The 26,814-nt window shown below is 63.3% G+C and carries 20 protein-coding genes; 15 read left to right on the top strand and 5 right to left on the bottom strand.

The genetic code is table 11. The annotated features are described in order from the left end of the window. Positions 1 to 2: 2 nt before the first annotated feature. Entirely contained in the window at positions 3 to 1,967 is a 1,965-nt protein-coding gene (gene mnmC / locus REH59_RS21745; RefSeq protein ID WP_320450356.1) for a bifunctional tRNA (5-methylaminomethyl-2-thiouridine)(34)-methyltransferase MnmD/FAD-dependent 5-carboxymethylaminomethyl-2-thiouridine(34) oxidoreductase MnmC, read from the bottom strand. A gap of 136 nt (positions 1,968 to 2,103) precedes the next feature. On the opposite strand from mnmC, the gene pap reads away from it, so the two are divergent. Further along, positions 2,104 to 3,597: a polyphosphate:AMP phosphotransferase gene (gene pap / locus REH59_RS21740; protein WP_003252637.1), complete on the top strand. Its 1,494-nt coding sequence runs from the start codon at positions 2,104 to 2,106 to the stop codon at positions 3,595 to 3,597. 236 nt (positions 3,598 to 3,833) lie between these two features. Then, complete coding sequence (locus tag REH59_RS21735) at positions 3,834 to 4,787, top strand: DMT family transporter (RefSeq protein WP_014860618.1); 954 nt, start codon at positions 3,834 to 3,836, stop codon at positions 4,785 to 4,787. Positions 4,788 to 5,063: 276 nt separating this feature from the next. Here REH59_RS21735 and REH59_RS21730 read toward each other — a convergent pair whose 3' ends face one another. Further along, positions 5,064 to 6,458 (bottom strand): class II fumarate hydratase, encoded by a 1,395-nt coding sequence (locus tag REH59_RS21730; protein ID WP_014860619.1) that lies wholly within the window; start codon positions 6,456 to 6,458, stop codon positions 5,064 to 5,066. 154 nt (positions 6,459 to 6,612) lie between these two features. On the opposite strand from REH59_RS21730, the gene REH59_RS21725 reads away from it, so the two are divergent. The 7 genes from REH59_RS21725 to REH59_RS21695 all read left to right on the top strand — a co-directional run bounded on the left by REH59_RS21725 (position 6,613) and on the right by REH59_RS21695 (position 14,625). Then, complete coding sequence (locus REH59_RS21725; protein WP_003252642.1) at positions 6,613 to 7,137, top strand: DUF2059 domain-containing protein; 525 nt, start codon at positions 6,613 to 6,615, stop codon at positions 7,135 to 7,137. 10 nt (positions 7,138 to 7,147) lie between these two features. Next, on the top strand, positions 7,148 to 7,444 hold the full coding sequence (locus REH59_RS21720; RefSeq protein WP_014860620.1) for a BolA family protein: 297 nt from the start codon (positions 7,148 to 7,150) through the stop codon (positions 7,442 to 7,444). A 226-nt stretch (positions 7,445 to 7,670) separates the two neighbouring features. Next, positions 7,671 to 8,603 carry a rhodanese-related sulfurtransferase gene (locus tag REH59_RS21715; protein ID WP_003252646.1) on the top strand — a complete coding sequence of 311 codons (933 nt, stop codon included), beginning with the start codon at positions 7,671 to 7,673 and terminating at the stop codon, positions 8,601 to 8,603. A gap of 3 nt (positions 8,604 to 8,606) precedes the next feature. Then, positions 8,607 to 9,239, top strand: a complete 633-nt coding sequence (locus REH59_RS21710) for a DsbA family protein (RefSeq protein ID WP_003252648.1) — start codon at positions 8,607 to 8,609, stop codon at positions 9,237 to 9,239. Beyond that, complete coding sequence (locus tag REH59_RS21705) at positions 9,232 to 11,064, top strand: ABC transporter ATP-binding protein (RefSeq protein WP_003252650.1); 1,833 nt, start codon at positions 9,232 to 9,234, stop codon at positions 11,062 to 11,064. The genes REH59_RS21710 and REH59_RS21705 overlap by 8 nt, the downstream gene beginning before the upstream one ends. A gap of 288 nt (positions 11,065 to 11,352) precedes the next feature. Then, positions 11,353 to 13,809 (top strand): EAL domain-containing protein, encoded by a 2,457-nt coding sequence (locus tag REH59_RS21700; protein ID WP_014860622.1) that lies wholly within the window; start codon positions 11,353 to 11,355, stop codon positions 13,807 to 13,809. A gap of 30 nt (positions 13,810 to 13,839) precedes the next feature. After that, positions 13,840 to 14,625, top strand: coding sequence for a TenA family transcriptional regulator (locus REH59_RS21695; RefSeq protein ID WP_003252654.1), 786 nt, complete (start codon positions 13,840 to 13,842; stop codon positions 14,623 to 14,625). 118 nt (positions 14,626 to 14,743) lie between these two features. On the opposite strand, the gene REH59_RS21690 is transcribed toward REH59_RS21695, so the two are convergent. The 3 genes from REH59_RS21690 to ubiG form a co-directional block, all read right to left on the bottom strand. Beyond that, entirely contained in the window at positions 14,744 to 15,484 is a 741-nt protein-coding gene (locus REH59_RS21690) for a YciK family oxidoreductase (RefSeq protein WP_003252656.1), read from the bottom strand. A gap of 153 nt (positions 15,485 to 15,637) precedes the next feature. Further along, positions 15,638 to 16,309 carry an N-acetylmuramic acid 6-phosphate phosphatase MupP gene (gene mupP / locus REH59_RS21685; protein WP_003252659.1) on the bottom strand — a complete coding sequence of 224 codons (672 nt, stop codon included), beginning with the start codon at positions 16,307 to 16,309 and terminating at the stop codon, positions 15,638 to 15,640. Positions 16,310 to 16,311: 2 nt separating this feature from the next. Next, entirely contained in the window at positions 16,312 to 17,010 is a 699-nt protein-coding gene (ubiG, locus tag REH59_RS21680) for a bifunctional 2-polyprenyl-6-hydroxyphenol methylase/3-demethylubiquinol 3-O-methyltransferase UbiG (protein ID WP_003252662.1), read from the bottom strand. Positions 17,011 to 17,120: 110 nt separating this feature from the next. On the opposite strand from ubiG, the gene mtnA reads away from it, so the two are divergent. The 6 genes from mtnA to cmk all read left to right on the top strand — a co-directional run bounded on the left by mtnA (position 17,121) and on the right by cmk (position 26,795). After that, positions 17,121 to 18,197: an S-methyl-5-thioribose-1-phosphate isomerase gene (mtnA, locus tag REH59_RS21675; RefSeq protein WP_014860623.1), complete on the top strand. Its 1,077-nt coding sequence runs from the start codon at positions 17,121 to 17,123 to the stop codon at positions 18,195 to 18,197. A gap of 362 nt (positions 18,198 to 18,559) precedes the next feature. Beyond that, positions 18,560 to 21,319 carry a DNA gyrase subunit A gene (gene gyrA, locus REH59_RS21670; RefSeq protein ID WP_012053386.1) on the top strand — a complete coding sequence of 920 codons (2,760 nt, stop codon included), beginning with the start codon at positions 18,560 to 18,562 and terminating at the stop codon, positions 21,317 to 21,319. 214 nt (positions 21,320 to 21,533) lie between these two features. Continuing rightward, positions 21,534 to 22,619, top strand: a complete 1,086-nt coding sequence (gene serC, locus REH59_RS21665) for a 3-phosphoserine/phosphohydroxythreonine transaminase (RefSeq protein WP_100773919.1) — start codon at positions 21,534 to 21,536, stop codon at positions 22,617 to 22,619. A 1-nt stretch (position 22,620) separates the two neighbouring features. Further along, positions 22,621 to 23,715 (top strand): prephenate dehydratase, encoded by a 1,095-nt coding sequence (gene pheA / locus REH59_RS21660; RefSeq protein WP_003252669.1) that lies wholly within the window; start codon positions 22,621 to 22,623, stop codon positions 23,713 to 23,715. Between the two features lie 189 nt (positions 23,716 to 23,904). Further along, positions 23,905 to 26,112 (top strand): bifunctional prephenate dehydrogenase/3-phosphoshikimate 1-carboxyvinyltransferase, encoded by a 2,208-nt coding sequence (locus REH59_RS21655; RefSeq protein WP_245150133.1) that lies wholly within the window; start codon positions 23,905 to 23,907, stop codon positions 26,110 to 26,112. A gap of 5 nt (positions 26,113 to 26,117) precedes the next feature. Further along, positions 26,118 to 26,795 (top strand): (d)CMP kinase, encoded by a 678-nt coding sequence (cmk, locus tag REH59_RS21650; protein WP_003252672.1) that lies wholly within the window; start codon positions 26,118 to 26,120, stop codon positions 26,793 to 26,795. Positions 26,796 to 26,814: the final 19 nt, after the last annotated feature.

Genomic DNA, 26,814 nt, shown 5'->3' with positions numbered 1-26,814 from the left:
AATCATTTCCCCCGGATCAACCGGCGCAATCCAAACCGGTTCGGATGGCAAGCCTCCGCCACCGCCCGCGGCAATGGCAGCGGTTCCCCACATACCCAGGCCGCCACCAGCTCGCCACTCAACGGCGCCGTGATCAGCCCGCGTGAGCCATGCCCGCTGTTCACATACAACCCGCCCAGCCAAGGGAAGGGCACATCCGGTACTTGCCGCGCATCCCGGCCCAGTACTGCATAGGCTTCGGTAAACGCCTGCGCGTCGGCAATGGGCCCGACGATCGGCAGGTAATCCGGGCTGGTGCAACGGAACGCAGCACGTCCCTGCAATTGCTCGGGGTCCAGTTCAGCCACAGCCAGCCGTTGCGCCAGATCGACGGAAATTTCGTCCAGCAGCGCCAGGTTGCCCTGGTGCTCGGCCACCGTCGGTGCAAGGTCTTCGCTGTGGAAGTCAAAACTGGCGCCCAGTGTATGTTCACCCTCGCGCGGCGGTGCCACATAGCCCTCCGCGCACACCACGGTGCGCAGTGCCTGGCTGCTGGCGGTGGCCGGCAAGCGGGTGATCTGCCCACGGATGCGCTTGAGTGGTAACTGCGCGCAAGGTTCGAAGCGCAGCACATCCGCCGCACCGGCCAGGACCACCACTGGAGCGCGGGCTAACAGCTGGTCGCCAGCCCAGGCTTGCCAATGCTCATCCACTTTGCGCAGTTCGAGCACGTCCTGGTGGGTCACCACGCGAATACCAGGGTGCTGCAACTGCTGTTGGCACAGCGCTGGCGGGTGCACCCAGCCACCTTCGGGGTAGAACAACCCGCCGCCAGGCAACGCCACGCCGGCGATGGCTTCGGCCTCGGCGCGCGCCAGGCAGTGCAGCAAGCCATGGTCGAAGGCGGCAGCCAGCTTGCCCTGGCGTTCGGCCTCCTTGCTGTCGAAGGCCAGTTGCAGCACCCCGCAGGCATCCCAGTCACGGCCACGCTGCAAGCGCTGCAGCTGACGCCGGGTGTAGCCGAACCCGGACAGGATCATCTGCGACAGCGCGGTGCCATGGGCAGACAGCTTGAGGTACAGCACCCCTTGCGGGTTGCCTGACGCTTCCTGGGCCGGGGCTTCGTGGCGCTCCAGCACGGTTACCTGCCAGCCGCGCCGGGCCAGGCTGGCGGCGCTGCTGCTGCCGGCAAGTCCGGCACCGATCACCAGCGCCTCGCGCGGCCCCTGTGTCACCGCGGGGCGCGCGTACCAAGGCGCGCATGGGCCGGGCAGGGGGCCGACGTAGGCGCCGCTCATCACCTCCCACTTCTTGCCGATGCCTGGCACCTTCTTCATGGCGAAGCCGGCTTCCACCAGGCTGCGGCGTACCCAGCCGGTGGTGGTGAAGGTGCCCAGCACCGTGCCCGGATGCGATAGCCGCGCCAGTTGCGCAAACAGCTCCGGGGTCCACATGTCGGGGTTCTTGGCGGGGGCGAAGCCGTCGAGGAACCACACATCGATCTGCGCGTCGAGTTGCGGCAGCTGTTCCAGCACATCGCCTATCAACAGGGTCAGGGTGACCCTGCCACCGGCGAAGGTGAACTGCTGAAAGCCCGGGTGCACCGCCACGTATTGCTCCAGCAGTGGCTCGGTATAGGCGGCCAGTTCAGGCCACAGGCGCACTGCGCGGGCCATGTCGGCGTGGTCGAGGGGGTACTTTTCGACGCTGACGAAGTGAAGGCGCGCGTCGCTGTGTGCGTGCTGGTCGAACAGTTGCCAGGCGCAGAAAAAATTCATGCCGGTGCCAAAACCGGTTTCGCCGATCACCGTGCAGGCGTGCGGCGCCAGGTTGGCAAAACGTTCGGCCAGGCGGGTCTGGCCGAGGAACACGTGCTTGGTTTCTTCGATGCCTTCGTTGACTGCGAAATAGACGTCGTCATAGTGCCGCGAATGGGGGCGGCCCTGGTCGTCCCAGTCGATCTGGGCGTGCTGGAGGAGGGTGGGCATGGTGGGCTCGGTTGCAGCGGATGGCGGGATTTTATGCCATCCGGCTGAGCTGTGGGAGCGCGTTCATTGGTGAAGAGGTCAATACAGGCCGAAATGAAATCCGCTAGTCTTGCTTATCCATTGAAGGAGCCAGTGCATGTTCGAATCTGCCGAAATCGGCCACAGCATCGACAAGGAGGCTTACGACGCCGAGGTACCCGCTTTACGCGAGGCCCTGCTCGAAGCCCAGTACGAACTCAAGCAGCAGGCGCGGTTTCCGGTGATCGTGCTGATCAACGGCATTGAAGGCGCCGGCAAGGGTGAGACGGTAAAACTGCTCAACGAGTGGATGGACCCGCGCATGATCGATGTGCTCACCTTCGACCAGCAGACCGACGAGGAGCTGGCCCGCCCACCCGCCTGGCGCTATTGGCGGGCCTTGCCACCCAAGGGGCGAATGGGTGTGTTCTTTGGCAACTGGTACAGCCAGATGCTGCAGGGGCGGGTGCACGGGGTGTTCAAGGATGCCGTGCTCGATCAGGCCATTACCGGTGCCGAGCGCCTGGAGCAGATGCTGTGCGATGAAGGTGCGCTGATCATCAAGTTCTGGTTCCACCTGTCCAAGAAGCAGATGAAGGCACGGCTGAAATCGCTCAAGGACGACCCGCTGCACAGCTGGAAGATCAGCCCGCTGGATTGGCAGCAGTCGCAAACCTACGACCGCTTCGTGCGCTTTGGTGAGCGCGTGCTGCGCCGCACCAGCCGCGACTATGCGCCATGGCACATCATCGAAGGGGTAGACCCGAATTACCGCAGCCTGGCGGTGGGGCGCATTCTGCTGGAAAGCCTGCAAGCCGCGCTGGCCAATAATCCCAAGGGCAAGCACCAGGGCAACGTGGCCCCGCTGGGCCACAGCATCGACGACCGCAGCCTGCTTGGCGCCCTGGACATGACCTTGCGCCTGGACAAGGCCGACTATCAGGAACAGTTGATCACCGAACAGGCCCGTCTGGCCGGCCTGCTGCGTGACAAGCGCATGCGCCGGCACGCCCTGGTGGCGGTGTTCGAAGGCAACGACGCCGCCGGCAAGGGGGGCGCCATCCGCCGCGTGGCGGCAGCGCTGGACCCGCGGCAGTACCGTATCGTGCCGATTGCTGCGCCTACCGAAGAAGAGCGCGCCCAGCCGTACCTGTGGCGGTTCTGGCGGCACATCCCGGCACGGGGCAAGTTCACCATCTTCGACCGTTCCTGGTATGGCCGGGTGCTGGTGGAGCGGGTGGAAGGCTTCTGCAGCCCCGCTGACTGGATGCGTGCCTACAGCGAGATCAACGACTTTGAAGAGCAGTTGGTGGATGCTGGCGTGGTGGTGGTCAAGTTCTGGCTGGCGATTGACCAGCAGACCCAACTGGAGCGCTTCGAAGAGCGTGAGCAAATTCCGTTCAAACGCTACAAGATCACCGAGGATGACTGGCGCAACCGCGACAAGTGGGACGAATACTCCCAGGCGGTGGGTGACATGGTCGATCGCACCAGCAGCGAGATTGCCCCTTGGACGCTGGTAGAGGCCAATGACAAGCGCTGGGCGCGGGTGAAGGTGGTGCGCACCATCAACCAGGCGCTGGAAGCGGCGTTTGCCAAGCACAAAAAATAGCCGACGGTGATGTTGCCTGTTCTGGCCCTTTCGCGGGTGAACCCGCTCCTACAGGGGTACGCGATCCCTTGTAGGAGCGGGTTTACCCGCGAAAGGGCCAGAACAGGCAACACCTCCCCCCAGCCATGCCCCAAAAGAATGACCTGATGAATTCTTTTCTCGGCACTCTCCACCGTCCCCGTCCTCCAACCCCGTAGAATTCAACAACCCCCACCACGGGCTTGATCGAGGATTTTATGCACACCACTTCTGGCCGCTGGGGCTATGGGCTGTTCCTGGCACTTCTGACAGCGCTGCTCTGGGGCATCCTGCCGATCAAGCTCAAGCAGGTACTGCAAGTGGTCGATCCGATCACTGTCACCTGGTACCGCCTGCTGGTCTCCGGCGGCCTGCTGTTCGCCTGGCTGGCGGCTCAGCGGCGTTTGCCGTCCATGCGTAAACTGGCGCCCAAGGGCAAGGGCCTGGTGCTGGTGGCCGTGCTCGGCCTGATGGGCAACTACGTGCTCTACCTGATCGGTCTCAAACTGCTTAGCCCAGGCACCGCACAACTGGTGGTACAGATCGGCCCGGTGCTGTTGCTGGTGGCCAGCGTGTTCGTGTTCCGCGAGCGCTTCAGTGTGGGGCAGGGCGTGGGCCTGTTGGTGCTGCTGGCAGGGTTTGGCCTGTTCTTCAACCAGCGCCTGGAAGAGCTGCTGACTTCGCTGGGTACCTACACCACCGGCGTGTTGACCATTTTGCTGGCGACCAGCATCTGGGTGTTCTACGCCCTGAGCCAGAAGCAGTTGCTGACCGTGTGGCACTCGCAGCAGGTGATGATGGTGATCTACCTCAGCTGCGCTGCGCTGCTGACACCTTGGGTGCACCCGCTGGAGGCCTTGCAACTGACCCCGGTGCAAGGCTGGCTGCTGCTGGCCTGTTGCCTGAATACCCTGGTGGCATACGGCGCGTTTGCCGAAGCACTGGCGCACTGGGAGGCCTCACGGGTAAGTGCCACGCTGGCGCTGACCCCGCTGGTGACCTTCGTTGCGGTGGCGCTGGCGGCGTTGGTTTGGCCTGAGTATGTGCATGCCGAGGACATCAATGCCCTGGGCTATGTGGGGGCGGTCACGGTGGTGTTCGGTTCGGCGCTGGTGGCGCTTGGGCCGTCGCTGGTGGCGGGTTGGCGGGCCCGCCGGGCGCGGTTGGCCTAGTGTGGTGTTTCACAAATAACGACCATAACGCGCGGCGCTTTTTGCGCTCATGCGGCGTTGTCGCTCCTCGCCGTAGCTGGGCTACGACTCGTCGCGACGCCTTGCTTGAGCGCAAAAATCGCTCGCGAGTTATTGGCCGTATTTGCAAAACACCACACTAGGTCTGTCGATTGCCTGTACCGGCCCTTTTGCGGGTGAACCCGCTCCTACCATGGATCGCCGCTCGTCGTAGGAGCGGGTTCACCCGCGAAAGGGCCGGTACAGGCTACAGAGCAGTCAGCCCTTGCCGCCCGGCGCCAGCATGTTCTCCGGCCGCACCCACTGGTCGAACTGCTCATTGGTCAGGTACTTCAACGCCAAGGCCGCCTCGCGCAAGGTCTTGCCCTCGCTGTAAGCCTTTTTGGCAATTTCTGCCGCCTTGTCATAGCCAATATGCGGGTTCAGCGCCGTCACCAGCATCAACCCGCGCTCCAGGTGCGCGGCCATCTGCTCGGCATCCGGCTCGATACCCGCCACGCAATGCTGCTGGAAGTTGCGGCAACCATCGGCCAGCAACTCGATGGATTGCAGCAGGTTATGGATGATCACCGGCTTGAACACATTCAGCTGCAAATGCCCCTGGCTGGCGGCAAAGCCGATGGCCGCGTCGTTGCCCAGTACCTGGCAGGCCAGCATCGACAGCGCCTCGCACTGGGTGGGGTTGACCTTGCCCGGCATGATCGAGCTGCCGGGCTCGTTGGCCGGCAGGCGCACCTCGGCCAGGCCGGCGCGCGGGCCGGAACCCAGCAGGCGCAGGTCGTTGGCAATTTTCATCAAGGCCACGGCCAGGGTTTTCAGGGCGCCCGCCAGGCTGGTCAGCGGCTCGTGGCCGGCGAGGGCGGCGAACTTGTTCGGCGCGGTGATGAACGGCAGGCCGGACAGCGCCGCCAGCTCGGCCGCGATGGCCTCGGCAAACCCCTGCGGGGCGTTCAGCCCGGTACCCACGGCAGTGCCGCCCTGGGCCAGTTCGCACACCGCCGGCAGGGTGGCGCGGATGGCGCGCTGGGCGTAATCGAGCTGGGCGACGAAGGCCGACACTTCCTGGCCGAAGGTGATCGGCGTGGCGTCCATCATGTGTGTGCGACCGGTTTTTACCAGTTGGTGGTGACGCATCGACAGCTCGGCCAGCCCTGAAGACAGTTCGGTGACGGCCGGCAGTAGCTTTTCCTGCACCGCCTGGGCTGCCGCAATGTGCATGGCGGTGGGGAAGCAGTCGTTGGAGCTCTGCGAGCGGTTGACGTGGTCATTGGGGTGTACTGGCGCCTTGCCGCCACGGCCTTTGCCGGCCAGTTCGTTGGCGCGTCCGGCAATCACCTCGTTGACGTTCATGTTGCTCTGGGTGCCACTGCCCGTCTGCCAGACGACGAGCGGGAACTGATCGTCGTGCTGGCCAGCCAGCACTTCATCGGCGGCCTGTTCGATCAGCCGGGCGATGTCGGCCGGCAGGTCGCCATTGCGGTCGTTGACGCGCGCCGCGGCCTTCTTGATCAGTGCCAGGGCGTGCAACACCGCGAGGGGCATGCGCTCCTTGCCAATGGCGAAGTTGATCAGCGAACGCTGGGTCTGCGCACCCCAGTAGGCGTCCTCCGGAACTTCGACCGGGCCCAGGCTGTCTGTCTCGATACGGCTCATTCTGTACTCACTCCTGTGTAGTTCGAAATCGCAGTTTAGGCCCTGATTCGACCGAGCGGTTCCGTCGCTCGTCGTGCCACTTGAGCACATCGCCACCACGGCGCAGAATGCTCTACTCTGAGGTGCCCGCCTCCCTCTCTTTGAAGGAAATGCAATGACCCGTCTCCGTGTCCTTTGTGCCGCCGTTGCCCTGGTTTGCGCCAGCGGCCAGGTACTCGCTGCCACCGCCAGCCACAACGCTGCTGCCGAGAAATTCCTGACCCTGGCCAACGCCGACAAGCTGGGCACCCCGGTGTACATGCAAGTGCAGCAGATGTTCGCCCAGCGTTTCGCCCAGACCAAGGCCCCGGCCGCCAAGCAGCCCGTACTCGAAAGCTACCAGGCCAAGGCCAATGCCGCCCTGGACAATGCCATCGGCTGGAACAAGCTGAAGCCGAAGATGGTCGACCTGTACACCCAGACCTTCACCGAGCAGGAGCTGAAAGACCTGGTCAAGTTCTACGAATCGCCGCTGGGCAAGAAAGTGCTGCGTGAAATGCCCAAGGTCACTCAGCAGTCGGCACAGCTGACCCAGCAGAGCCTGGAGCCCGCAGTACCGGTGGTGAACAAGCTGCTGGAAGACATGACCAAAGAGCTGGACCCGAACGCAGGCAAGGCCGCCGCACCCGCGAAGAAGTGAGTACGCCGCAATGACCATGCAACAACGTATCGAACAGCAACTGGCCGCGCTGGCGCCGCAACACCTGCAAGTGCTCAACGAAAGTCACATGCACAGTCGTGGTCAGGAGACCCACTACAAGGCCGTGATCGTCAGCGAGCAGTTTGCCGGGTTGAACAGCGTCAAGCGCCACCAGAAGGTGTACGCCACCATGGGTGAGCTGATGGGCGAGATTCACGCCCTGGCCATCCACACCTACACCACCGAAGAGTGGGCCAAGGTCGGCGTTGCACCGGCCTCGCCGGTGTGCGCCGGCGGCGGGCACTGAAACCTTTCTGTTGTTCTGGTAGAATCCTGCAAAATCCGGGGGCCGCTTTGCGGCCCTTTCGCGACACAAGGCCGCTCCCACAAAAACCGCACTAGCCATCAGGTTACGCGGTCCCCTGTGGGAGCGGCCTTGTGTCGCGAAAGGGGCGCAAAGCGCCCCCATGCTTTTCTATACCGTCAAACCCGGTCCGCCCCTTACGAGGGCAACCACCTGGAGATTCCGTTACATGTCTCAAGCCATCGTCGTCGCGGCGCTGTACAAGTTCGTCACCCTGGAAGACTACGTCGAGCTGCGCGAGCCGCTGCTCAAGACCATGCTCGACAACAACGTCAAAGGCACCCTGCTGCTGGCCCACGAGGGCATCAACGGCACCGTATCGGCCACCCGCGAAGGCATCGATGGCCTGCTGGCCTGGTTGCGCAACGACCCGCGCCTGGTCGATGTCGACCATAAAGAGTCGTATTGCGACGAGCAGCCGTTCTACCGCACCAAGGTCAAGCTCAAGAAAGAGATCGTCACCCTCGGCGTGCCGGGCGTAGACCCCAACCAGGCCGTTGGCACCTATGTCGAGCCCAAGGACTGGAACGCCCTGATCAGCGACCCGGAAGTGCTGCTGATCGACACTCGCAACGACTACGAAGTGGCCATCGGTACGTTCAAGGGCGCCATCGACCCGAAGACCGAAACGTTCCGTGAGTTCCCGGAGTACATCAAGGCCAATTTCGACCCGAGCAAGCACAAGAAGGTCGCCATGTTCTGCACCGGCGGCATCCGTTGCGAAAAGGCCTCCAGCTACATGCTCGGTGAAGGCTTCGAGTCGGTCTATCATCTTAAGGGCGGCATCCTGAAATACTTCGAGGAAGTGCCTCAGGAAGAAAGCCTGTGGGACGGCGACTGCTTCGTCTTCGACAACCGGGTTACGGTGCGCCATGACCTGAGCGAAGGCGAGTACGACCAGTGCCACGCCTGCCGCCATCCGATCAATGCAGAGGAGCGCGCGTCCGAGCACTATTCGCCAGGTGTCAGCTGCCCGCATTGCTGGGACAGCCTGAGCGAGAAGACCCGGCGCAGTGCCATCGACCGGCAGAAGCAGATCGAGCTGGCCAAGGCCCGCAACCTGCCGCACCCGATCGGTTACAACTACAAAGCCGAGGCTTGAAGCATGTCTGCACGCCTGATCTATGTGATGGACCCGATGTGCTCCTGGTGCTGGGGGTTTGCGCCAGTGGCCGCGGCCCTGATCGCCCAGGCGCGTGAGGCAGGCGTGCCTGCCCGCTTGGTAACGGGCGGGCTGCGTACGGGCGGCAGCGCCCTGGACAGCTCCACTCGCAAGTACATCCTGGAACACTGGCAGGCGGTGGCTGATGCTACCGGCCAGCCGTTCCGCTTCGAGGGGGCCATGCCTGACGGCTTCGTCTACGACACCGAGCCGGCCTGTCGCGCCCTGGTCGCGGCCCGCGAGCTGGATGCCGAGCGCGTCTGGCCGCTGCTGGCGTTGATCCAGCGTTCGTTCTACGAGCAGGGTACCGATGTGACCACCGCGCCGCAGCTGGTCGAGCTGGCCTCCCAGAGTGGCTTCGACCGTGCCGCGTTCGCCGAAACCTTCGCCCGTGCCGATACCCGCGCCGCCACCGCGGCCGACTTCGCCTGGGCCCAGGACCTGGGTATTGCCGGTTTCCCGACCTTGCTGGCCGAGCGCAATGGCCAACTGGCCTTGCTGACCAACGGCTACCAGCCACTGGAGCGCCTGCAACCCTTGCTCGGCCGCTGGCTGCAGCAGGCCGCCTGTGCTTGATGTACCAGGGTCACCCGACCCGGTACCGGGCAAGCCATACACTGCGGGCGATCGACTGAGCTGGGCGGAAATCCGCCGCCTGGCCCTGCATCACAAGAAAAACCTCTGGTCCGCCAACCTCATTGCGTTACTGGCGGCGTGTTGCAGTGTGCCCATTCCGCTGCTGCTGCCGCTGTTGGTGGACGAAGTACTGCTCGGCCATGGTGATGCCGCGCTGAAGTGGATGAACCACCTGCTGCCGTCCAACTGGCAGGTAGCAGCCGGCTACATCGGCCTGATGCTGGCGCTCACCCTGTGCCTGCGCCTGGCTGCACTGGCGTTCAACGTGATCCAGTCCAAGCTGTTCGCCGGGCTGGCCAAGGACATCGTCTACCGCCTGCGCATCCGCCTGATCGAGCGCCTCAAGCGTATTTCGCTGAAAGAGTACGAAAGCCTGGGCAGCGGCACGGTGACCACCCACCTGGTCACCGACCTGGACACCCTCGACAAGTTCGTTGGCGAAACCCTCAGCCGCTTCCTGGTGGCCATGCTGACACTGACCGGCACGGCGGCGATCCTGATCTGGATGCACTGGCAGCTGGCCTTGCTGATCTTGCTGTTCAACCCGCTGGTGATCTACTTCACCGTGCAGTTGGGCAAGCGCGTCAAGCACCTGAAAAAGCTCGAAAACGACAGCACCGCGCGCTTTACTCAGGCGCTGGCGGAAACCCTCGATGCCATCCAGGAAATCCGCGCCGGCAACCGCCAGGGCTATTTTCTTGGCCGCCTGGGCTTGCGTGCCCGCGAGGTGCGCGATTACGCCGTGGACTCGCAATGGAAAAGCGATGCCAGTGGCCGTGCCAGTGGCCTGCTGTTCCAGTTCGGCATCGACATCTTCCGCGCGGCGGCCATGCTGACCGTGCTGTTTTCCGACCTGTCGATCGGCCAGATGCTGGCGGTGTTCAGCTACCTGTGGTTCATGATCGGTCCGGTGGAGCAACTGCTTAATCTGCAATATGCCTACTACGCCGCCGGCGGTGCGCTGAGTCGCCTCAACGAGCTGCTGGCGCGTGCCGACGAGCCGCAATACCCGGCCGCCAGCGACCCGTTCGCCGGCCGCGAAACGGTGGGCATTGACGTGCGCGACCTGCGCTTTGCCTATGCCGACGAGCCGGTGCTCGACCACCTCGACCTGTCTATCGCCGCGGGTGAGAAGGTGGCGATTGTCGGTGCCAGCGGCGGCGGCAAGAGCACGCTGGTGCAGCTACTGCTGGGCCTATACAGCGCCCAGGCCGGGACCATCCGCTTTGGCGGGGCCAGCCTGCAGGAAATCGGCCTGGAAACCCTGCGCGAGAATGTCGCGGTGGTGTTGCAGCACCCGTCGCTGTTCAACGACAGCGTGCGTGCCAACCTGACCATGGGCCGCGACTGCAGCGATGATGCGTGCTGGCAGGCGCTGCGCATCGCTCAGCTGGATGCCACCATCGCCGCCTTGCCGCAAGGCCTGGACAGTGTGGTGGGGCGTTCAGGCGTGCGCTTGTCCGGTGGCCAGCGCCAGCGCCTGGCCATTGCCCGCATGGTACTGGCTGAGCCCAAGGTAGTGATCCTCGACGAGGCCACCTCAGCCCTGGATGCCGCCACCGAGTACAACCTGCATCAGGCCTTGGCGTGCTTCCTCAGCGGCCGTACCACGCTGATCATCGCCCATCGCTTGTCGGCGGTGAAACAGGCCGACCGGGTACTGGTGTTCGATGGCGGGCACGTGGCCGAAGACGGCGACCATCAGCAGCTGATTGCCGAGGGTGGGTTATACGCCAAGCTTTATGGGCATCTGCAGCAGAGCTGACTATCTGGCTGCCTTCACCGGGCTTATGGGAGCAACTGTCTTGCTCAATTTCTAAAAGCTGGTGCGATCCCTGTGGGAGCGGGCTTGCCCGCGAACACGGGCGAAGCCCGTGCCATCCACCGCGGTGTCTTCTTCGCGGGTAAACCCGCTCCCACAATGGCCAGCGCATACGCTGTACAAATTCCCCGATTCCTTGTCATAAAAATCCCCTTCACAGCGATGGCAAATGGCCTACGCTGTGCTTGTCTGGGTCGATTTACGCCTTATCTGCTCTGTGACAGGGACTCCATGAAGGGAAATCGCACACTCGAAGCGCCAAAGTTGCTCGGCATCACATGGCCTTTCATCGCCGTCGTGGTCCTTCAGGTGGCGTTGGGCAGCCTTAGCCTTTATACGCTCTCGGCCGTGCGCGCCTATGTCGCGGGCGAAAGCCTGTGGTCCAAGGCGCAGAAAGATGCCATCTATTACCTCAGTCTATACGGCGAGACGCAGGACGACAGCACCTACCAACGCTATCGCCAGGCCATTACCGTACCGCAGGGTGACTATCGTCTGCGCGAAGTGCTCGACCACCCCAGCCCTGATCTGGACGCCGCACGACAGGCGGTTCTGCAAGGTGGCAACCACCCTGACGATGTCGAGCGGATCATCTGGTTCTACCGCAACTTTCGCCATGTCAGCTATATGCAGACAGCCATCGATTACTGGGACATCGGTGACGACTATCTGGCCAAGCTGGATGTACTGGCCGGTGAAATGCGCCAGCGTTTTGCCGATGGCCCGGTGGATGCCGACACCGTCAGCGACTGGAAGGCCCGCATTGTTGCCATCAACGAAGGCGTGACCCCGGCCGCCAAGGCGTTCAGTGATGCCTTGGGCGAAGGCTCGCGCATGTTGCTGCGGGTGCTGCTGATCACCAACCTGCTGACTGCGATGTTCCTGATCACCATTGCCTGGCGCCGCTCCAGCAAGCTGTTGGCCCAGCGCCAGGCCTTTGCCAGCGCCCTGCAGGAAGAAAAAGAGCGTGCGCAGATTACCCTGCAGGCCATCGGTGATGCGGTGATCACCACCGATGTCGAGGGCAGTATCGGCTACATGAACCCGGCCGCCGAGCAATTGACCCACTGGCAATCCGGGCAGGCCCAGGGCCTGCCGCTGTCGGCGCTGTTCAGCCTGGTGGACGAACACGCCGAGGAGGACGGGCGCAGCTTGGTCGAACAGGTGCTCAGCGGCAGCCTCAAGGGCGGCTCCGAGCATGCCCGGCTGATCCAGCGCCTGGACGGCAGTACCGTGTCGATCAACCTGGTCGGCTCGCCGATCGTCAATGATGGCCAGGTCAGTGGCATCGTGCTGGTGCTGCACGATATGACCCAGGAACGCCAGTACATCGCCAATCTGTCCTGGCAGGCAACCCACGACGCCCTGACCGGGCTGGCCAACCGCCGCGAGTTCGAATACCGCCTGGAGCAGGCGCTCAACGACCTGGCGCGCCAGGCCGGGCGGCATTCGCTGATGTTCCTTGACCTCGACCAGTTCAAGCTGGTCAACGACACCTGTGGCCACGCTGCCGGCGATGAGTTGCTGCGGCACATCTGCGCGGTGCTGCAATCTGGTCTGCGTGAGGGCGATACGCTGGCGCGGCTGGGCGGCGATGAATTTGGCGTGCTGCTGGAAAACTGCCCGCCCGACCAGGCCGAGCGCATTGGCGAACAATTGCGCCAGATGGTGCAGAGCCTGCACTTCGTATGGAAAGGGCGGCCGTTCGTGACCACGGTCAGTATTGGCCTGGTGCATATGGCCCAGGCCCCCGGTACCCTGGAGGCCTCGCTGCGCGCCGCCGACATGGCCTGCTACATGGCCAAGGAAAAGGGCCGAAACCGGGTGCAGGTGTACCACGCCGACGACAGCGAGCTGTCCATGCGTTTTGGCGAAATGGCCTGGATCCAGCGCTTGCATGTGGCCCTGGAAGAAAACCGCTTTTGCCTCTATGCCCAGGAAATCGCCCCGCTCAAAACCTTCGAGGGCCCGGGCCATATCGAAATTCTGTTGCGCCTGCACGACGAAAGCGGCCGCACCATCCTGCCCAGCAGCTTTATCCCGGCGGCCGAGCGCTACGGCCTGATGACCGCGCTGGACCGCTGGGTGGTGCGCAATGTGTTCATGGTCATACGCCAGTGCCTGGAAGAGGGGCGTGAAGGGCCGTTGTCGACCTGTGCCATCAACCTGTCGGGGTCCAGCATTGGCGACGACAAGTTCCTTGAATACCTCCAGCGGTTGTTCGTCGAATACGCCATTCCGCCGCGAATGATCTGTTTCGAAATTACCGAAACCAGCGCCATTGCCAACCTGGGCAGCGCCATTCGCTTCATCAACGAGCTGAAAGGGCTGGGTTGCCGTTTCTCGCTCGATGATTTTTGCGCCGGCATGTCCTCGTTCGCCTATCTCAAGCATTTGCCCGTGGACTACCTGAAGATTGACGGGAGTTTCGTCAAGGACATGCTCGACGACCCGGTCAACCGGGCCATGGTCGAGGTCATCAACCATATCGGCCATGTGATGGGTAAGCGCACGATCGCCGAGTTCGTCGAAACACCCTTGATCGAGCAGGCCTTGCAGGAAATAGGCGTGGATTACGCCCAGGGCTACCTGATCGAACGCCCCCAGGTGTTCACCTGTGACAGTCTGCAGCGCCAACGGATCGCCGCCCGGCCTCTGTTGCAGCGAGCACCTGGCACGTTTCGCTAGTTGGAAATCACAAGGATCAAGGAGCTGAAAGTGATTGACGCATTCGTTCGTATCGGGCCTTTGATGGACCCCGCCAGCTACCCCCAATGGGCCCAGCAACTGATTGAGGACTGCCGCGAGAGCAAGCGGCGGGTGGTTGAGCATGAGTTTTATGCACGACTACGCGATGGCCAGCTGAAGCAATCGACCATCCGTCAGTACCTGATCGGTGGCTGGCCGGTGGTGGAGCAGTTTTCGTTGTACATGGCGCATAACCTGACCAAGACCCGCTATGGCCGGCATCAGGGCGAGGACATGGCGCGGCGCTGGCTGATGCGCAACATCCGCGTCGAGCTCAACCATGCCGACTACTGGGTGAACTGGTGCCAGGCGCACGGTGTGCACCTGCACGAGTTGCAGGCGCAAGAGGTGCCGCCCGAGCTGAACGGCCTGAACGACTGGTGCTGGCGGGTGTGCGCCACCGAGAACCTGGCCATTTCCATGGCGGCGACCAACTACGCCATCGAAGGCGCGACCGGTGAATGGTCGGCGGTGGTGTGCTCGACTGATACCTATGCGCAGGGGTTCCCTGAAGAAGGGCGCAAGCGGGCGATGAAGTGGCTGAAGATGCATGCCCAGTATGACGATGCGCACCCGTGGGAGGCGCTGGAAATCATCTGTACCCTGGCCGGTGAGAACCCCACCCTGGGGTTGCGCAACGAACTGCGCAGGGCCATTTGCAAGAGCTACGACTGCATGTTCCTGTTCCTGGAACGCTGCATGCAGCTGGAAGGGCGCCAGCAAGGCCGTATGCGACCGGCGTTGGCTGCGGGTTGATCGCTTTCCTGTATCGGCTTCTTCGCGGGCTTGCCCGCTCCCACAGGTATGGCGCAGTCCTTGAGGGTTGCGGTGATTCTGTGGGAGCGGGCAAGCCCGCGAAGAGGCCGATGCAGGTTTATTGGGCGTTGAACGCCTGCCCGTTCACCCCTGTGCTGTCCGGCCCCATCAGGTACAGGTACACCGGCATGATCTCTTCGGGCAGCGGGTTGTTCTGCGGGTTCTCGCCAGGGTAGGCCTGGGCCCGCATCGCCGTGCGCGTGGCGCCTGGGTTGATGCTGTTGGCGCGCACCGGCGCCACGCCTTCCAGTTCATCGGCCAAGGTCTGCATCAGGCCTTCGGTGGCGAACTTCGACACGCCATAGGCGCCCCAGTAAGCCCGGCCCTTGCGCCCGACGCTGCTGCTGGTGAACACCACCGAAGCGTCCTCCGACAGCTTCAGCAGCGGCAGCAGGGTGCTGGTGAGCATGAAGGTGGCATTGACGTTGATGTGCATCACGCGCATGAAGTTGTCGCCCGACAACTGCTCCAGCGGCGTGCGCGGGCCGATGATCGACGCATTGTTGAGCAGGCCATCGAGGCGGCCGAACTGGCCTTCGATCATGGCCGCCAGCTCGTCGTACTGGTGTGGCAGGGCGGTTTCCAGGTTGAACGGGATGACCACCGGCTGCGGATGGCCGGCGGCTTCGATCTGGTCGTAGACTTCGTTCAGGTTGGCCTCGGTCTTGCCCAGCAGCAGCACGGTGGCACCCAGTGCGGCATAAGCCTTGGCAGCCGCGGCACCAATGCCACGGCCGGCACCGGTAACCAGGATGACCCGGCCTTGCAGCAGGTCGGGGCGGGCGGTGTAGTCGAACATGGTTCTGTCCTTCGAGTTCGTATGGGCGGCCGGGCCTATTGGAGCGGGTTTACCCGCGAATGCGTCCGATCAGGCGCCAGTGTTGTCTGGGCTGGCGCATTCGCGGGTGAACCCGCTCCTACAAAGAGACGGTGCCCGGTCATCGGTCTGGGTTCAGCAGCCGCACAGCGCGCTGTCGATCACTTTGCGCAGTTCCAGTGGGTGGTCCACCACCACGTCGGCACCCCAGTTGTTGGGGTTGTCCTCTGGATGAATATAGCCGTAGCGCACCGCCGCCGTGCGGGTACCTGCGTCGCGGCCAGACTCGATGTCGCGCAGGTCGTCGCCGACGAACAGCACACTGGCCGGGTCCAGGTTCAGCGTCTTGCAGGCCAGGATCAGCGGCTCGGGGTCGGGTTTGCTGTTTTTCACGTGGTCCGGGCAGATCAGCAACGCCGAACGCTCGGCCAGGCCCAGCTGCTGCATGATCGGCTCGGCGAAGCGCACCGGCTTGTTGGTGACGACGCCCCACAGCAGGTTGCCTTTCTCGATGTCGGCCAGCAGCTCGGCCATGCCCTCGAACAGCTTGCTGTGCACCGCGCAGTCGCGCTGGTAACGCTCGAGGAATTCCAGGCGCAGGGCCTCGAAGCCGTCAGCCTCCGGGTCCATGGCGAACGCAGTGGCGACCATGGCGCGGGCGCCACCCGAGATCACGCCACGGATCAGGTTGTCGTCAACGGCCGGCAGCCCGCGGTCGGCGAGCATGGCCTGGCAAATGGCGATGAAGTCCGGCGCCGTGTCCAGCAAGGTGCCGTCCATGTCGAAGAGTACTGCTCGCAAACGCATGCTTATTCCTCGCGCAGGGTCTGGATCATGTAGTTGACGTCGACGTCGCTGTTGAGCTTGTAGTGCTTGGTCAGCGGGTTGTAGGTGAGACCGATGATGTCCTTCACCTGCAGGCCTGCATCGCGGCTCCAGGCGCCCAGCTCGGACGGGCGGATGAATTTCTTGAAGTCATGGGTGCCGCGCGGCAGCATCTTCAGGATGTACTCGGCGCCGACGATGGCCAGCAGGTAGGCCTTGGGGTTGCGGTTGATGGTGGAGAAGAACACCTGGCCGCCCGGCTTGACCATGCGGTAGCAGGCGCGGATCACCGAAGACGGGTCGGGCACGTGCTCGAGCATTTCCAGGCAGGTGACCACGTCGAACTGTTCGGGCATTTCCTCGGCCAGGGCTTCGGCGGTGATCTGCCGGTATTCCACCTGCACGCCGGACTCCAGCTGGTGCAGCTGAGCCACCGCCAGTGGCGCCTCGCCCATGTCGATACCGGTGACCGTGGCGCCGCGCAGGGCCATGGCTTCGCTGAGGATGCCGCCACCGCAACCCACGTCCAGCACTTTCTTGCCGGCCAGGCTGACGCGCTCGTCGATCCAGTTGACGCGCAGCGGGTTGATTTCGTGCAGCGGCTTGAACTCGCTTTCGCGGTCCCACCAGCGGTGGGCCAGCGCTTCGAACTTGGCGATTTCGGCGCGGTCGACGTTGCTCATTGAACAGTCCTCTGAAACTTCGCAAAATTGCGCCGGAGTATACCCGAGCGCTTGGCCGCGAGGGTCGCTATAATCGCCGGTTTTTGATATCCGAATGACGGGGAGAGGCGATGCGCGAGCGACTTTTGGCGGCGGAGAAGGTGACCGCGATCCGCTGGCAGGGCGGCGCCTTGCACCTGCTCGACCAGCGCCTGCTGCCGTCGGAGGAGCGTTGGCTGGCCTGCGACAATGTTGCGCAGGTGGCCGCAGCCATCCGTGACATGGCAGTGCGCGGCGCCTCGGCGATCGGTATTGCCGCAGCTTACGGCCTGGTACTGGCCCTTGAAGAGCGGCTGGCCGAAGGCGGCGATTGGGAAATGGACCTGGAAGACGACTTTCTCACCCTTGCCGAAGCGCGTCCTACCGCCGCCAACTTGTTCTGGGCGCTGAGCCGCATGCGCGAGCGTCTGCTGCGCCTGCGTCCGGAAGAAGACGTTCTGGCGGCGCTGGAGGCCGAAGCGGTGGCCATTCACGAAAGCGACCGTGAGGCCAACCTGACCATGGCCCAGCAGGGTATCGAACTGATCCGTCGTCATCAGGGCAATGCCCAGGCCCTGCTCACCTTCGGCAACGCCGGCGCCCTTGCCAGTGGCGGCTTTGGCACCGCACTGGGGGTGATCCGTGCCGGCTACCTGGAAGGCATGGTCGAGCGGGTTTATGCCGGTGAGACTCGCCCTTGGCTGCAGGGCTCGCGCCTGACGGCCTGGGAGCTGGCCAACGAGGGAATTCCGGTGACCCTGTGCGCCGACTCGGCGCTGGCGCATCTGATGAAGACCAAGGGCATCACCTGGGTGGTGGTGGGCGCGGACTGCATCGCTGCCAATGGCGACGTGGCCAGCAAGATCGGCACCTACCAGTTGGCGGTCAGCGCCATGCACCATGGTGTGCGCTTCATGGTGGTGGCGCCGAGCACCAGCATCGACCTGAACCTGGCAACCGGCGAGGATATTCCCCTGGAAGAGCGTGACGCCGACGAGTGGCTGGACTTTGGCGGTGCCCCGGCGGTACGGGATGTGCAGGTATTCAACCCGGTGTTCGACGTGACCCCGGCCGACCTGATTGACGTTATCGTGACCGAACGGGGTGTTGTCGAGCGCCCGGATACCGCCAAACTGGCCCAGTTGATTTGCCGCAAGCGCCTGCACTGATACCCCGGTAGAACGCGTACTTTGTGGGGGCGGCCTTGCGTCGCGATAGGGCCGCAAAGCGGCCCCGGGATGTCGGCGAAGAAGCAAAAATTGCCGGGGCTGCTGTGCAGCCCTATCGCGACACAAGGCCGCTCCCACAATGACCGTGCACTGCCGTACAGATCTCCCCACCGCCCCCGCCTTTGTGATAATATCCGGCAGTTTCCAAGACCGCCCAAAGTGGCGGCCTTCATTGCGCAGATCCATGGCACAACTCATTGATTTGTCGTAAGTCGTCGCACCCTTATGCGCTGCGGCGGCGAGCTTCGTTCGGCCCTTGATGGAGCTGCGAAGTTTCACCAGAAAAAGGAATCAGGCTTCTCATGGGCGAACTGGCCAAAGAAATCCTCCCGGTCAATATCGAAGACGAACTGAGACAGTCTTACCTCGACTACGCGATGAGCGTGATTGTCGGGCGAGCGCTGCCCGATGCGCGTGACGGCTTGAAGCCCGTGCATCGCCGCGTTCTCTATGCGATGAGCGAACTGGGCAACGACTGGAACAAGCCGTACAAGAAATCCGCCCGTGTGGTCGGTGACGTGATCGGTAAGTACCACCCGCACGGCGACACTGCGGTCTACGACACCATCGTGCGTATGGCCCAGCCGTTCTCGTTGCGCTACCTGCTGGTCGACGGCCAGGGCAACTTCGGTTCGGTGGACGGCGACAACGCTGCTGCCATGCGATACACCGAAGTGCGCATGACCAAACTGGCCCACGAACTGCTGGCCGACCTGCACAAGGAAACCGTCGACTGGGTGCCCAACTACGACGGCACCGAGCAGATCCCGGCGGTCATGCCGACGCGTATTCCCAATCTGCTGGTCAACGGTTCCAGCGGTATTGCCGTGGGCATGGCGACCAATATCCCGCCGCACAACCTCGGCGAGGTCATCGATGGCTGCCTGGCGCTCATCGACAACCCGGAAGTCACCATCGATGAGCTGATGCAGTTCATCCCTGGCCCGGACTTCCCGACTGCCGGCATCATCAACGGTCGCCAGGGCATCATCGAGGCCTATCGCACCGGCCGTGGCCGCATCTACATGCGCGCCCGCTCCGAGATCGAAGACATCGACAAGGTTGGCGGCCGCCAGCAGATCGTGATCACCGAGCTGCCGTACCAGCTGAACAAGGCGCGCCTGATCGAAAAGATCGCCGAGCTGGTCAAAGAGAAGAAGATCGAAGGCATCACCGAGCTGCGCGACGAGTCCGACAAGGACGGCATGCGCATCGTCATCGAGCTGCGTCGCGGCGAGGTGCCGGAGGTGGTGCTCAACAACCTCTACCAACAAACCCAGCTGCAGAGCGTATTCGGCATCAACGTGGTGGCCCTGGTCGACGGCCGTCCGCGCCTGCTCAACCTCAAGGACCTGCTCGAAGCGTTCGTCCGCCACCGCCGTGAAGTGGTGACCCGCCGTACCGTATTCGAGCTGCGCAAGGCCCGTGAGCGCGGCCATATCCTTGAAGGCCAGGCGGTCGCGCTGTCCAACATCGACCCGGTCATTGCCCTGATCAAGGCCTCGCCGACGCCGTCCGAAGCCAAGGAAGCCCTGGTTTCCACACCGTGGGAATCCAGTGCCGTGCAGGTCATGGTCGAGCGCGCCGGCGCCGACGCCTGCCGCCCTGAGGACCTGCCGGAGCAGTACGGCCTGCATGACGGCAAGTACTTCCTGTCGCCGGAGCAGGCCCAGGCCATTCTCGACCTGCGCCTGCACCGCCTGACCGGCCTGGAGCACGAGAAACTGCTGGCCGAGTACCAGGAAATCCTCGAGCAGATCGGCGAGTTGATCCGCATCCTCAGCAGCGCCGAGCGCCTGATGGAAGTGATTCGCGAGGAGCTGGAGGCCATCCGTGCCGAGTACGGCGATGTGCGCCGCACCGAAATCCTCAATGCCAGCCACGACCTCAACTACGGCGACATGATCCCGGAAGAAGAGCGTGTGGTCACCATCTCCCATGGTGGTTATGCCAAGACCCAGCCATTGTCCGCCTACCAGGCCCAGCGCCGCGGCGGCAAAGGCAAGTCGGCGACCGGCGTGAAGGACGAGGACTACATCGAGCACCTGCTGGTCGCCAACAGCCATGCCACCCTGTTGCTGTTCTCCAGCAAGGGCAAGGTGTACTGGAAGAAGACCTACGAAATCCCCGAAGCGTCCCGCGCTGCCCGCGGTCGTCCGCTGGTCAACCTGCTGCCGCTGGAGGAGGGTGAGCGCATCACCGCCATGCTGCAGATCGACCTCGAAGCGCTGCAGCAGAATGCCGACCTCGACGAAGAACTGGACGAGGCTGATGACACCGTGCTCGAGGGTGAGCTGGTGGAGGCCGAGGAAGTCGACGAAGAAGACGGCGACACCCCGGAGTGGGTTGCAGAGCCGACCGGCGCGTACATCTTCATGGCGACCGCTTCCGGTACCGTCAAGAAGACCCCGCTGGTGCAGTTCGCCCGTCCGCGCTCCAACGGCCTGATCGCCCTGAAGCTGAAGGAAGGCGACACCCTGATTGCCGCGGCCATCACCGATGGCGCCAAGGAAGTCATGATGTTCTCCGACGCTGGCAAGGTCATTCGCTTTGCCGAGAGCGTCGTGCGTGAAATGGGTCGCAACGCCCGTGGTGTTCGCGGCATGAAACTGGGCAAAGGCCAGCGGATCATCTCGATGCTGATCCCGGAGTCCGGCTCGCAGATCCTCACCGCCTCCGAGCGTGGCTTTGGCAAGCGCACCCCGCTGTCCAAGTTCCCGCGTCGCGGCCGTGGTGGCCAGGGTGTGATCGCCATGGGTACCAAAGGGCGCAACGGCCTGCTGATCGGGGCTATCCAGGTGCAGGAAGGCGAGGAGATCATGCTGATTTCCGACCAGGGCACGCTGGTTCGCACCCGGGTTGGCGAAGTGTCCAGCCTGAGCCGCAACACCCAGGGTGTTACGCTGATCAAGCTGGCGGCCGATGAGACACTGGTGGGCCTGGAGCGTATCCAGGAGCCGTCCGAGGACGAACTCGATGAGGTGATCGAGGCGGACGAGGAGGGTGTCGAAGCCGAAGCGCCAGACGAAGCTGCAGGCGCCGAAGAGGCCCCGCAAGAGTAATCAAGCGTGAAACCCGAACGGGGCGACCAAGGTCGCCCCGTTTGACTGATAACAGCTGGCAAAGCCCGGCCTTGTGGGAGCGGGCATGCCCGCGAAGCAGACACTGCGGTAGATGGCACCGGCTTTGCCGGTGTTCGCGGGCTCGCCCGCTCCCACAGGGTCGCTGCTAACCCATGTGATAGTTTTTGTTCTATTTGGCAGAGCGAGAGTGGATGTGAGCAAACGAGCCTTTAACTTCTGCGCAGGCCCTGCCGCGCTTCCTGACGCTGTCCTGCAGCGCGCACAGGCCGAGATGCTGGACTGGCGTGGCAAGGGGTTGTCGGTGATGGAAATGAGCCATCGCAGCGACGATTACGTGGCCATCGCCGAAAAGGCCGAGCAGGACCTGCGTGACCTGCTGTCCGTCCCCTCCAACTACAAGGTGCTGTTCCTGCAAGGGGGCGCCAGCCAGCAGTTCGCTGAAATCCCGCTGAACCTGCTGCCGGAAAACGGCACGGCCGACTACGTCGAAACCGGTATCTGGTCGAAAAAGGCCATCGAGGAAGCGCGCCGTTTCGGCAACGTCAACGTCGCCGCCACTGCCAAGCCTTACGACTACCTGGCCATCCCCGGCCAGAACGAGTGGAACCTGACCAAAAACGCAGCCTACGTGCACTATGCGTCCAACGAGACCATCGGTGGCCTGCAGTTTGACTGGGTGCCGCAAACCGGTGACGTACCGCTGGTGGTCGATATGTCGTCCGACATCCTCTCGCGCCCGATCGATGTGTCGCAGTTCGGCCTGATCTACGCCGGCGCGCAGAAGAATATCGGCCCAAGCGGCCTGGTGGTCGTGATCGTGCGCGAAGACCTGTTGGGTCATGCCCGCAGCAGCTGCCCGACCATGCTCGACTACAAGGTTTCGGCTGACAACGGGTCGATGTACAACACCCCGGCCACCTACTCCTGGTACCTCTCTGGCCTGGTCTTCGAGTGGCTGAAAGAGCAGGGCGGTGTTGAGGCCATGGAGCAGCGCAACCGTGCCAAGAAAGAGCGCCTTTACGGGTTCATCGACCGCAGCGAGTTCTACACCAACCCAATCAGCGTCAACGCCCGTTCGTGGATGAACGTGCCGTTCCGCCTGGCTGACGAGCGCCTGGACAAGGCCTTCCTCGCTGGCGCCGATGCGCGTGGCCTGCTCAACCTCAAGGGCCACCGTTCGGTGGGCGGCATGCGCGCCTCCATCTACAACGCCTTGGGCCTGGAAGCGGTAGAAGCGCTGGTAGGCTACATGGCTGAATTCGAGAAGGAGCATGGCTGACATGTCCGAACAGGAGCTCAAGGCGCTGCGCGTGCGCATCGACAGCCTCGACGAGAAAATCCTCGAGCTGATCAGTGACCGCGCCCGCTGCGCCGAAGAAGTAGCCCGGGTCAAGACGGCCTCGCTGAAAGAGGGCGAGAAGCCGGTGTTCTACCGTCCCGAGCGTGAAGCTGCGGTGCTCAAGCGCGTGATGGAACGCAACAAGGGGCCGCTGGGCAACGAAGAGATGGCGCGGCTGTTCCGCGAAATCATGTCGTCGTGCCTGGCCCTGGAAGAGCCGCTGAAAATCGCCTACCTCGGCCCTGAAGGCACCTTCACCCAGGCGGCGGCCATGAAGCACTTCGGCCACGCGGTGATCAGTCGGCCGATGGCGGCCATCGACGAAGTGTTCCGTGAAGTGGCGGCCGGTGCCGTCAACTTCGGTGTGGTGCCGGTGGAAAACTCCACTGAAGGTGCGGTCAGCCACACCCTGGACAGTTTCCTCGAGCATGACATGGTGATTTGCGGTGAAGTCGAGCTGCGTATCCACCACCACCTGCTGGTGGGCGAGAACACCAAGACCGACAGCATCACCCGCATCTACTCCCACGCCCAGTCGCTGGCCCAGTGCCGAAAGTGGCTGGACGCGCACTACCCGAACGTGGAGCGCGTGGCCGTATCGAGCAATGCCGAAGCGGCCAAGCGGGTCAAGGGTGAGTGGAATTCGGCGGCGATCGCCGGCGATATGGCGGCCAACCTGTACGGCCTGACCCGTCTGGCCGAGAAGATCGAAGACCGCCCGGACAACTCCACGCGCTTCCTGATGATCGGTAACCAGGAAGTGCCGCCGACCGGCGACGACAAGACCTCGATCATCGTTTCGATGAGCAACAAGCCAGGTGCGTTGCATGAGTTGCTGGTGCCGTTCTATCAGAATGGCATCGACCTGACCCGCATCGAGACCCGCCCGTCGCGCAGCGGCAAGTGGACCTACGTGTTCTTCATCGACTTCGTCGGTCACCACCGTGACCCGCTGATCAAGGCGGTGCTCGAGCAGATCAGCCAGGAGGCTGTGGCGCTGAAGGTGCTGGGCTCGTACCCGAAGGCGGTGCTTTGATCTGAGGTTATTGGGGCCGCTTCGCGCCCCATCGCGACACAAGGCCGCTCCCACAGGTGTAGTGCATTGTGGGGGCGGCCTTGCGTCGCGATGGGCTGCAAAGCAGCCCCAATGGCTCCTACCGGCTGTCCAGATTTCAGAACAGGGTTCGCACCAGTGGTAAATGCAGCAAAAACCAAACCCGCACCTATCATCGACCGCCTGGTCGTGGTCGGCCTGGGCCTGATCGGTGGTTCGTTCGCCAAGGGCCTGCGTGAAAGCGGCCTGTGCCGCGAAGTGGTCGGAGTCGACCTGGACGCCCCCTCGCGCAAGCAGGCCGTGGCCTTGGGCGTGGTCGACCGCTGCGAAGAAGACCTCGCCGCCGCTTGTGTGGGCGCCGATGTCATTCAGCTGGCCGTACCGATCCTGGCCATGGAAAAAGTCCTGGCCCGCCTGGCCCAGCTCGACCTGGGTGATGCAATCATCACCGACGTCGGCAGCGCCAAGGGCAATGTCGTGCGGGAAGCGCGTGCCGTCTTCGGTGCCCGTCTGCCGCGCTTCGTCCCGGGTCACCCCATCGCCGGTTCCGAGCAGAGCGGGGTAGAGGCCTCCAATGCCACCTTGTTCCGCCGGCACAAGGTCATCCTCACGCCGCTGGTCGAAACCGACCCCGCCGCGCTGGCCCTGGTTGACCGCCTGTGGCGTGCGCTGGATGCCGATGTGGAGCACATGTCGGTCGAGCGCCATGACGAAGTACTGGCCGCCACCAGCCATCTGCCACATCTGCTGGCCTTTGGCCTGGTCGACTCACTGGCCAAACGCAATGAAAACCTCGAGATCTTCCGGTACGCTGCGGGTGGATTCCGCGATTTCACAAGAATCGCCGGCAGCGATCCGACCATGTGGCATGACATCTTCCTCGCCAACCGCGACGCTGTCCTGCGCACGCTTGATACATATCGCAGCGATCTCGACGCCCTGCGCGACGCGATCGCTGAAGGGGATGGGCACCAACTGCTGGGTGTATTCACCCGCGCACGGGTTGCCCGCGAGCATTTCAGTAAAATCCTGGCCCGCCGGGCCTATGTGGACGCTATGAACGCCAACGATCTGATTTTCCAGGCCCAACCGGGTGGCCGCCTGAACGGGCGGATCCGTGTACCGGGCGACAAGTCGATTTCCCATCGCTCGATCATGCTCGGCTCGCTGGCCGAAGGTACTACCGAGGTCGAAGGCTTCCTCGAAGGCGAAGATGCGCTGGCAACCCTGCAGGCATTCCGTGACATGGGTGTGGTCATCGAAGGCCCCAACCACGGTCGTGTGACCATTCACGGCGTGGGCCTGCATGGCCTCAAGCCGCCACCTGGGCCGCTGTACGTAGGTAACTCCGGTACTTCGATGCGCCTGCTGTCGGGCCTGTTGGCCGGTCAGTCGTTCGATGTCACCATGACCGGCGACGCCTCGCTGTCCAAGCGCCCGATGAACCGTGTGGCCAACCCGCTGCGCGAAATGGGTGCTGTGGTCGAGACCGGCCCGGACGGCCGTCCGCCGCTGACCATCCGCGGTGGCCACAAGCTCAAAGGGCTGACCTACACGCTGCCAATGGCTAGCGCCCAGGTCAAATCCTGCCTGCTGCTGGCCGGCCTGTACGCCGAAGGCAAGACCACTGTCACTGAGCCTGCACCTACCCGTGACCACACCGAGCGCATGCTGCGCGGTTTTGGCTACTCGGTCGACAGCCATGGCCCGGTGGCCTCGCTGCAGTCCGGTGGCAAGCTGACCGCTACCCGGATCGAAGTGCCGGCTGACATTTCCTCGGCAGCGTTCTTCCTGGTCGCAGCCTCTATCGCTGAAGGCTCCGAGCTGGTGCTGGAGCATGTCGGCATCAACCCGACCCGTACCGGCGTGATCGACATCCTGCGCCTGATGGGCGGCGACATCACCCTGGAAAACCAGCGTGAAGTGGGCGGCGAACCCGTGGCCGACCTGCGTGTCCGCGGTGCCAAGCTGAAGGGTATCGACATTCCTGAAGCGTTGGTGCCGCTGGCCATCGACGAATTCCCGGTATTGTTCGTGGCCGCTGCCTGCGCTGAAGGGCGTACCGTGCTGCGTGGCGCCGAAGAGCTACGGGTGAAGGAGTCCGATCGCATCCAGGTGATGGCCGATGGCCTCACCACCTTGGGCATCAAATGCGAGCCGACCCCGGACGGCATCATCATCGACGGCGGCCAGTTGGGCGGCGGCGAAGTGCATGGGCATGGTGACCACCGCATCGCCATGGCCTTCAGCGTGGCTTCGCTGCGCGCCAGTGCGCCAATTCGCATTCACGACTGCGCCAACGTCGCCACCTCGTTCCCCAACTTCCTGGCGCTGTGCGCCGAAGTGGGGATTCGCGTGGCAGAAGAGGGCAAGTCGTGAATTCAATGGCACCGGTTATCACCATCGACGGGCCAAGCGGCTCGGGCAAGGGCACGGTCGCTGGGCTGATTGCCCGCGAGCTGGGCTGGAAGCTGCTGGACTCCGGCGCGCTGTATCGCTTGCTGGCATTCAATGCCAGCAACCATGGCGTCGACCTGACCAACGAAGAGCTGCTGACCAAACTTGCCGCCCATCTGGATGTGCAGTTCATTGCTGCCGAGCCCGGTAAGCTGCAACAGATCATCCTTGAGGGTGAGGACGTCAGCAACGTCATCCGTACCGAAACCGTCGGTGCTGGTGCATCGATGGTGGCCTCGTTGCCGGCAGTGCGTGATGCGCTGCTGGTGCGTCAGCGTGAGTTCCGCGAAGTGCCGGGGCTGATTGCTGACGGTCGCGACATGGGTACCGTGGTGTTCCCGGATGCGCCATTGAAGGTCTTCCTCACCGCCAGCGCGGAGGAGCGCGCACGTCGCCGCTACCTGCAGTTGAAGGGCAAGGGTGAAGATGTTAGTCTGTCGAGTCTGCTGGATGAGATTCGTGCGCGTGATGAGCGTGACACCCAACGTGCAGTGGCCCCGCTGAAGCCAGCGGCCGATGCCATTCAGTTGGACTCTACCGAGTTGTCCATCGAGCAGGTGTTGCAACGTATCAGAAGCGAGATCGCCCAGCGCGACCTTATCTGATAGCCAGGAAAGCAGGCAG

It is taken from the genome of Pseudomonas sp. BO3-4, assembly GCF_034044115.1.
GTDB lineage: Bacteria > Pseudomonadota > Gammaproteobacteria > Pseudomonadales > Pseudomonadaceae > Aquipseudomonas > Aquipseudomonas alloputida.
This window is presented reverse-complemented; position numbering and strand designations above follow the sequence as displayed.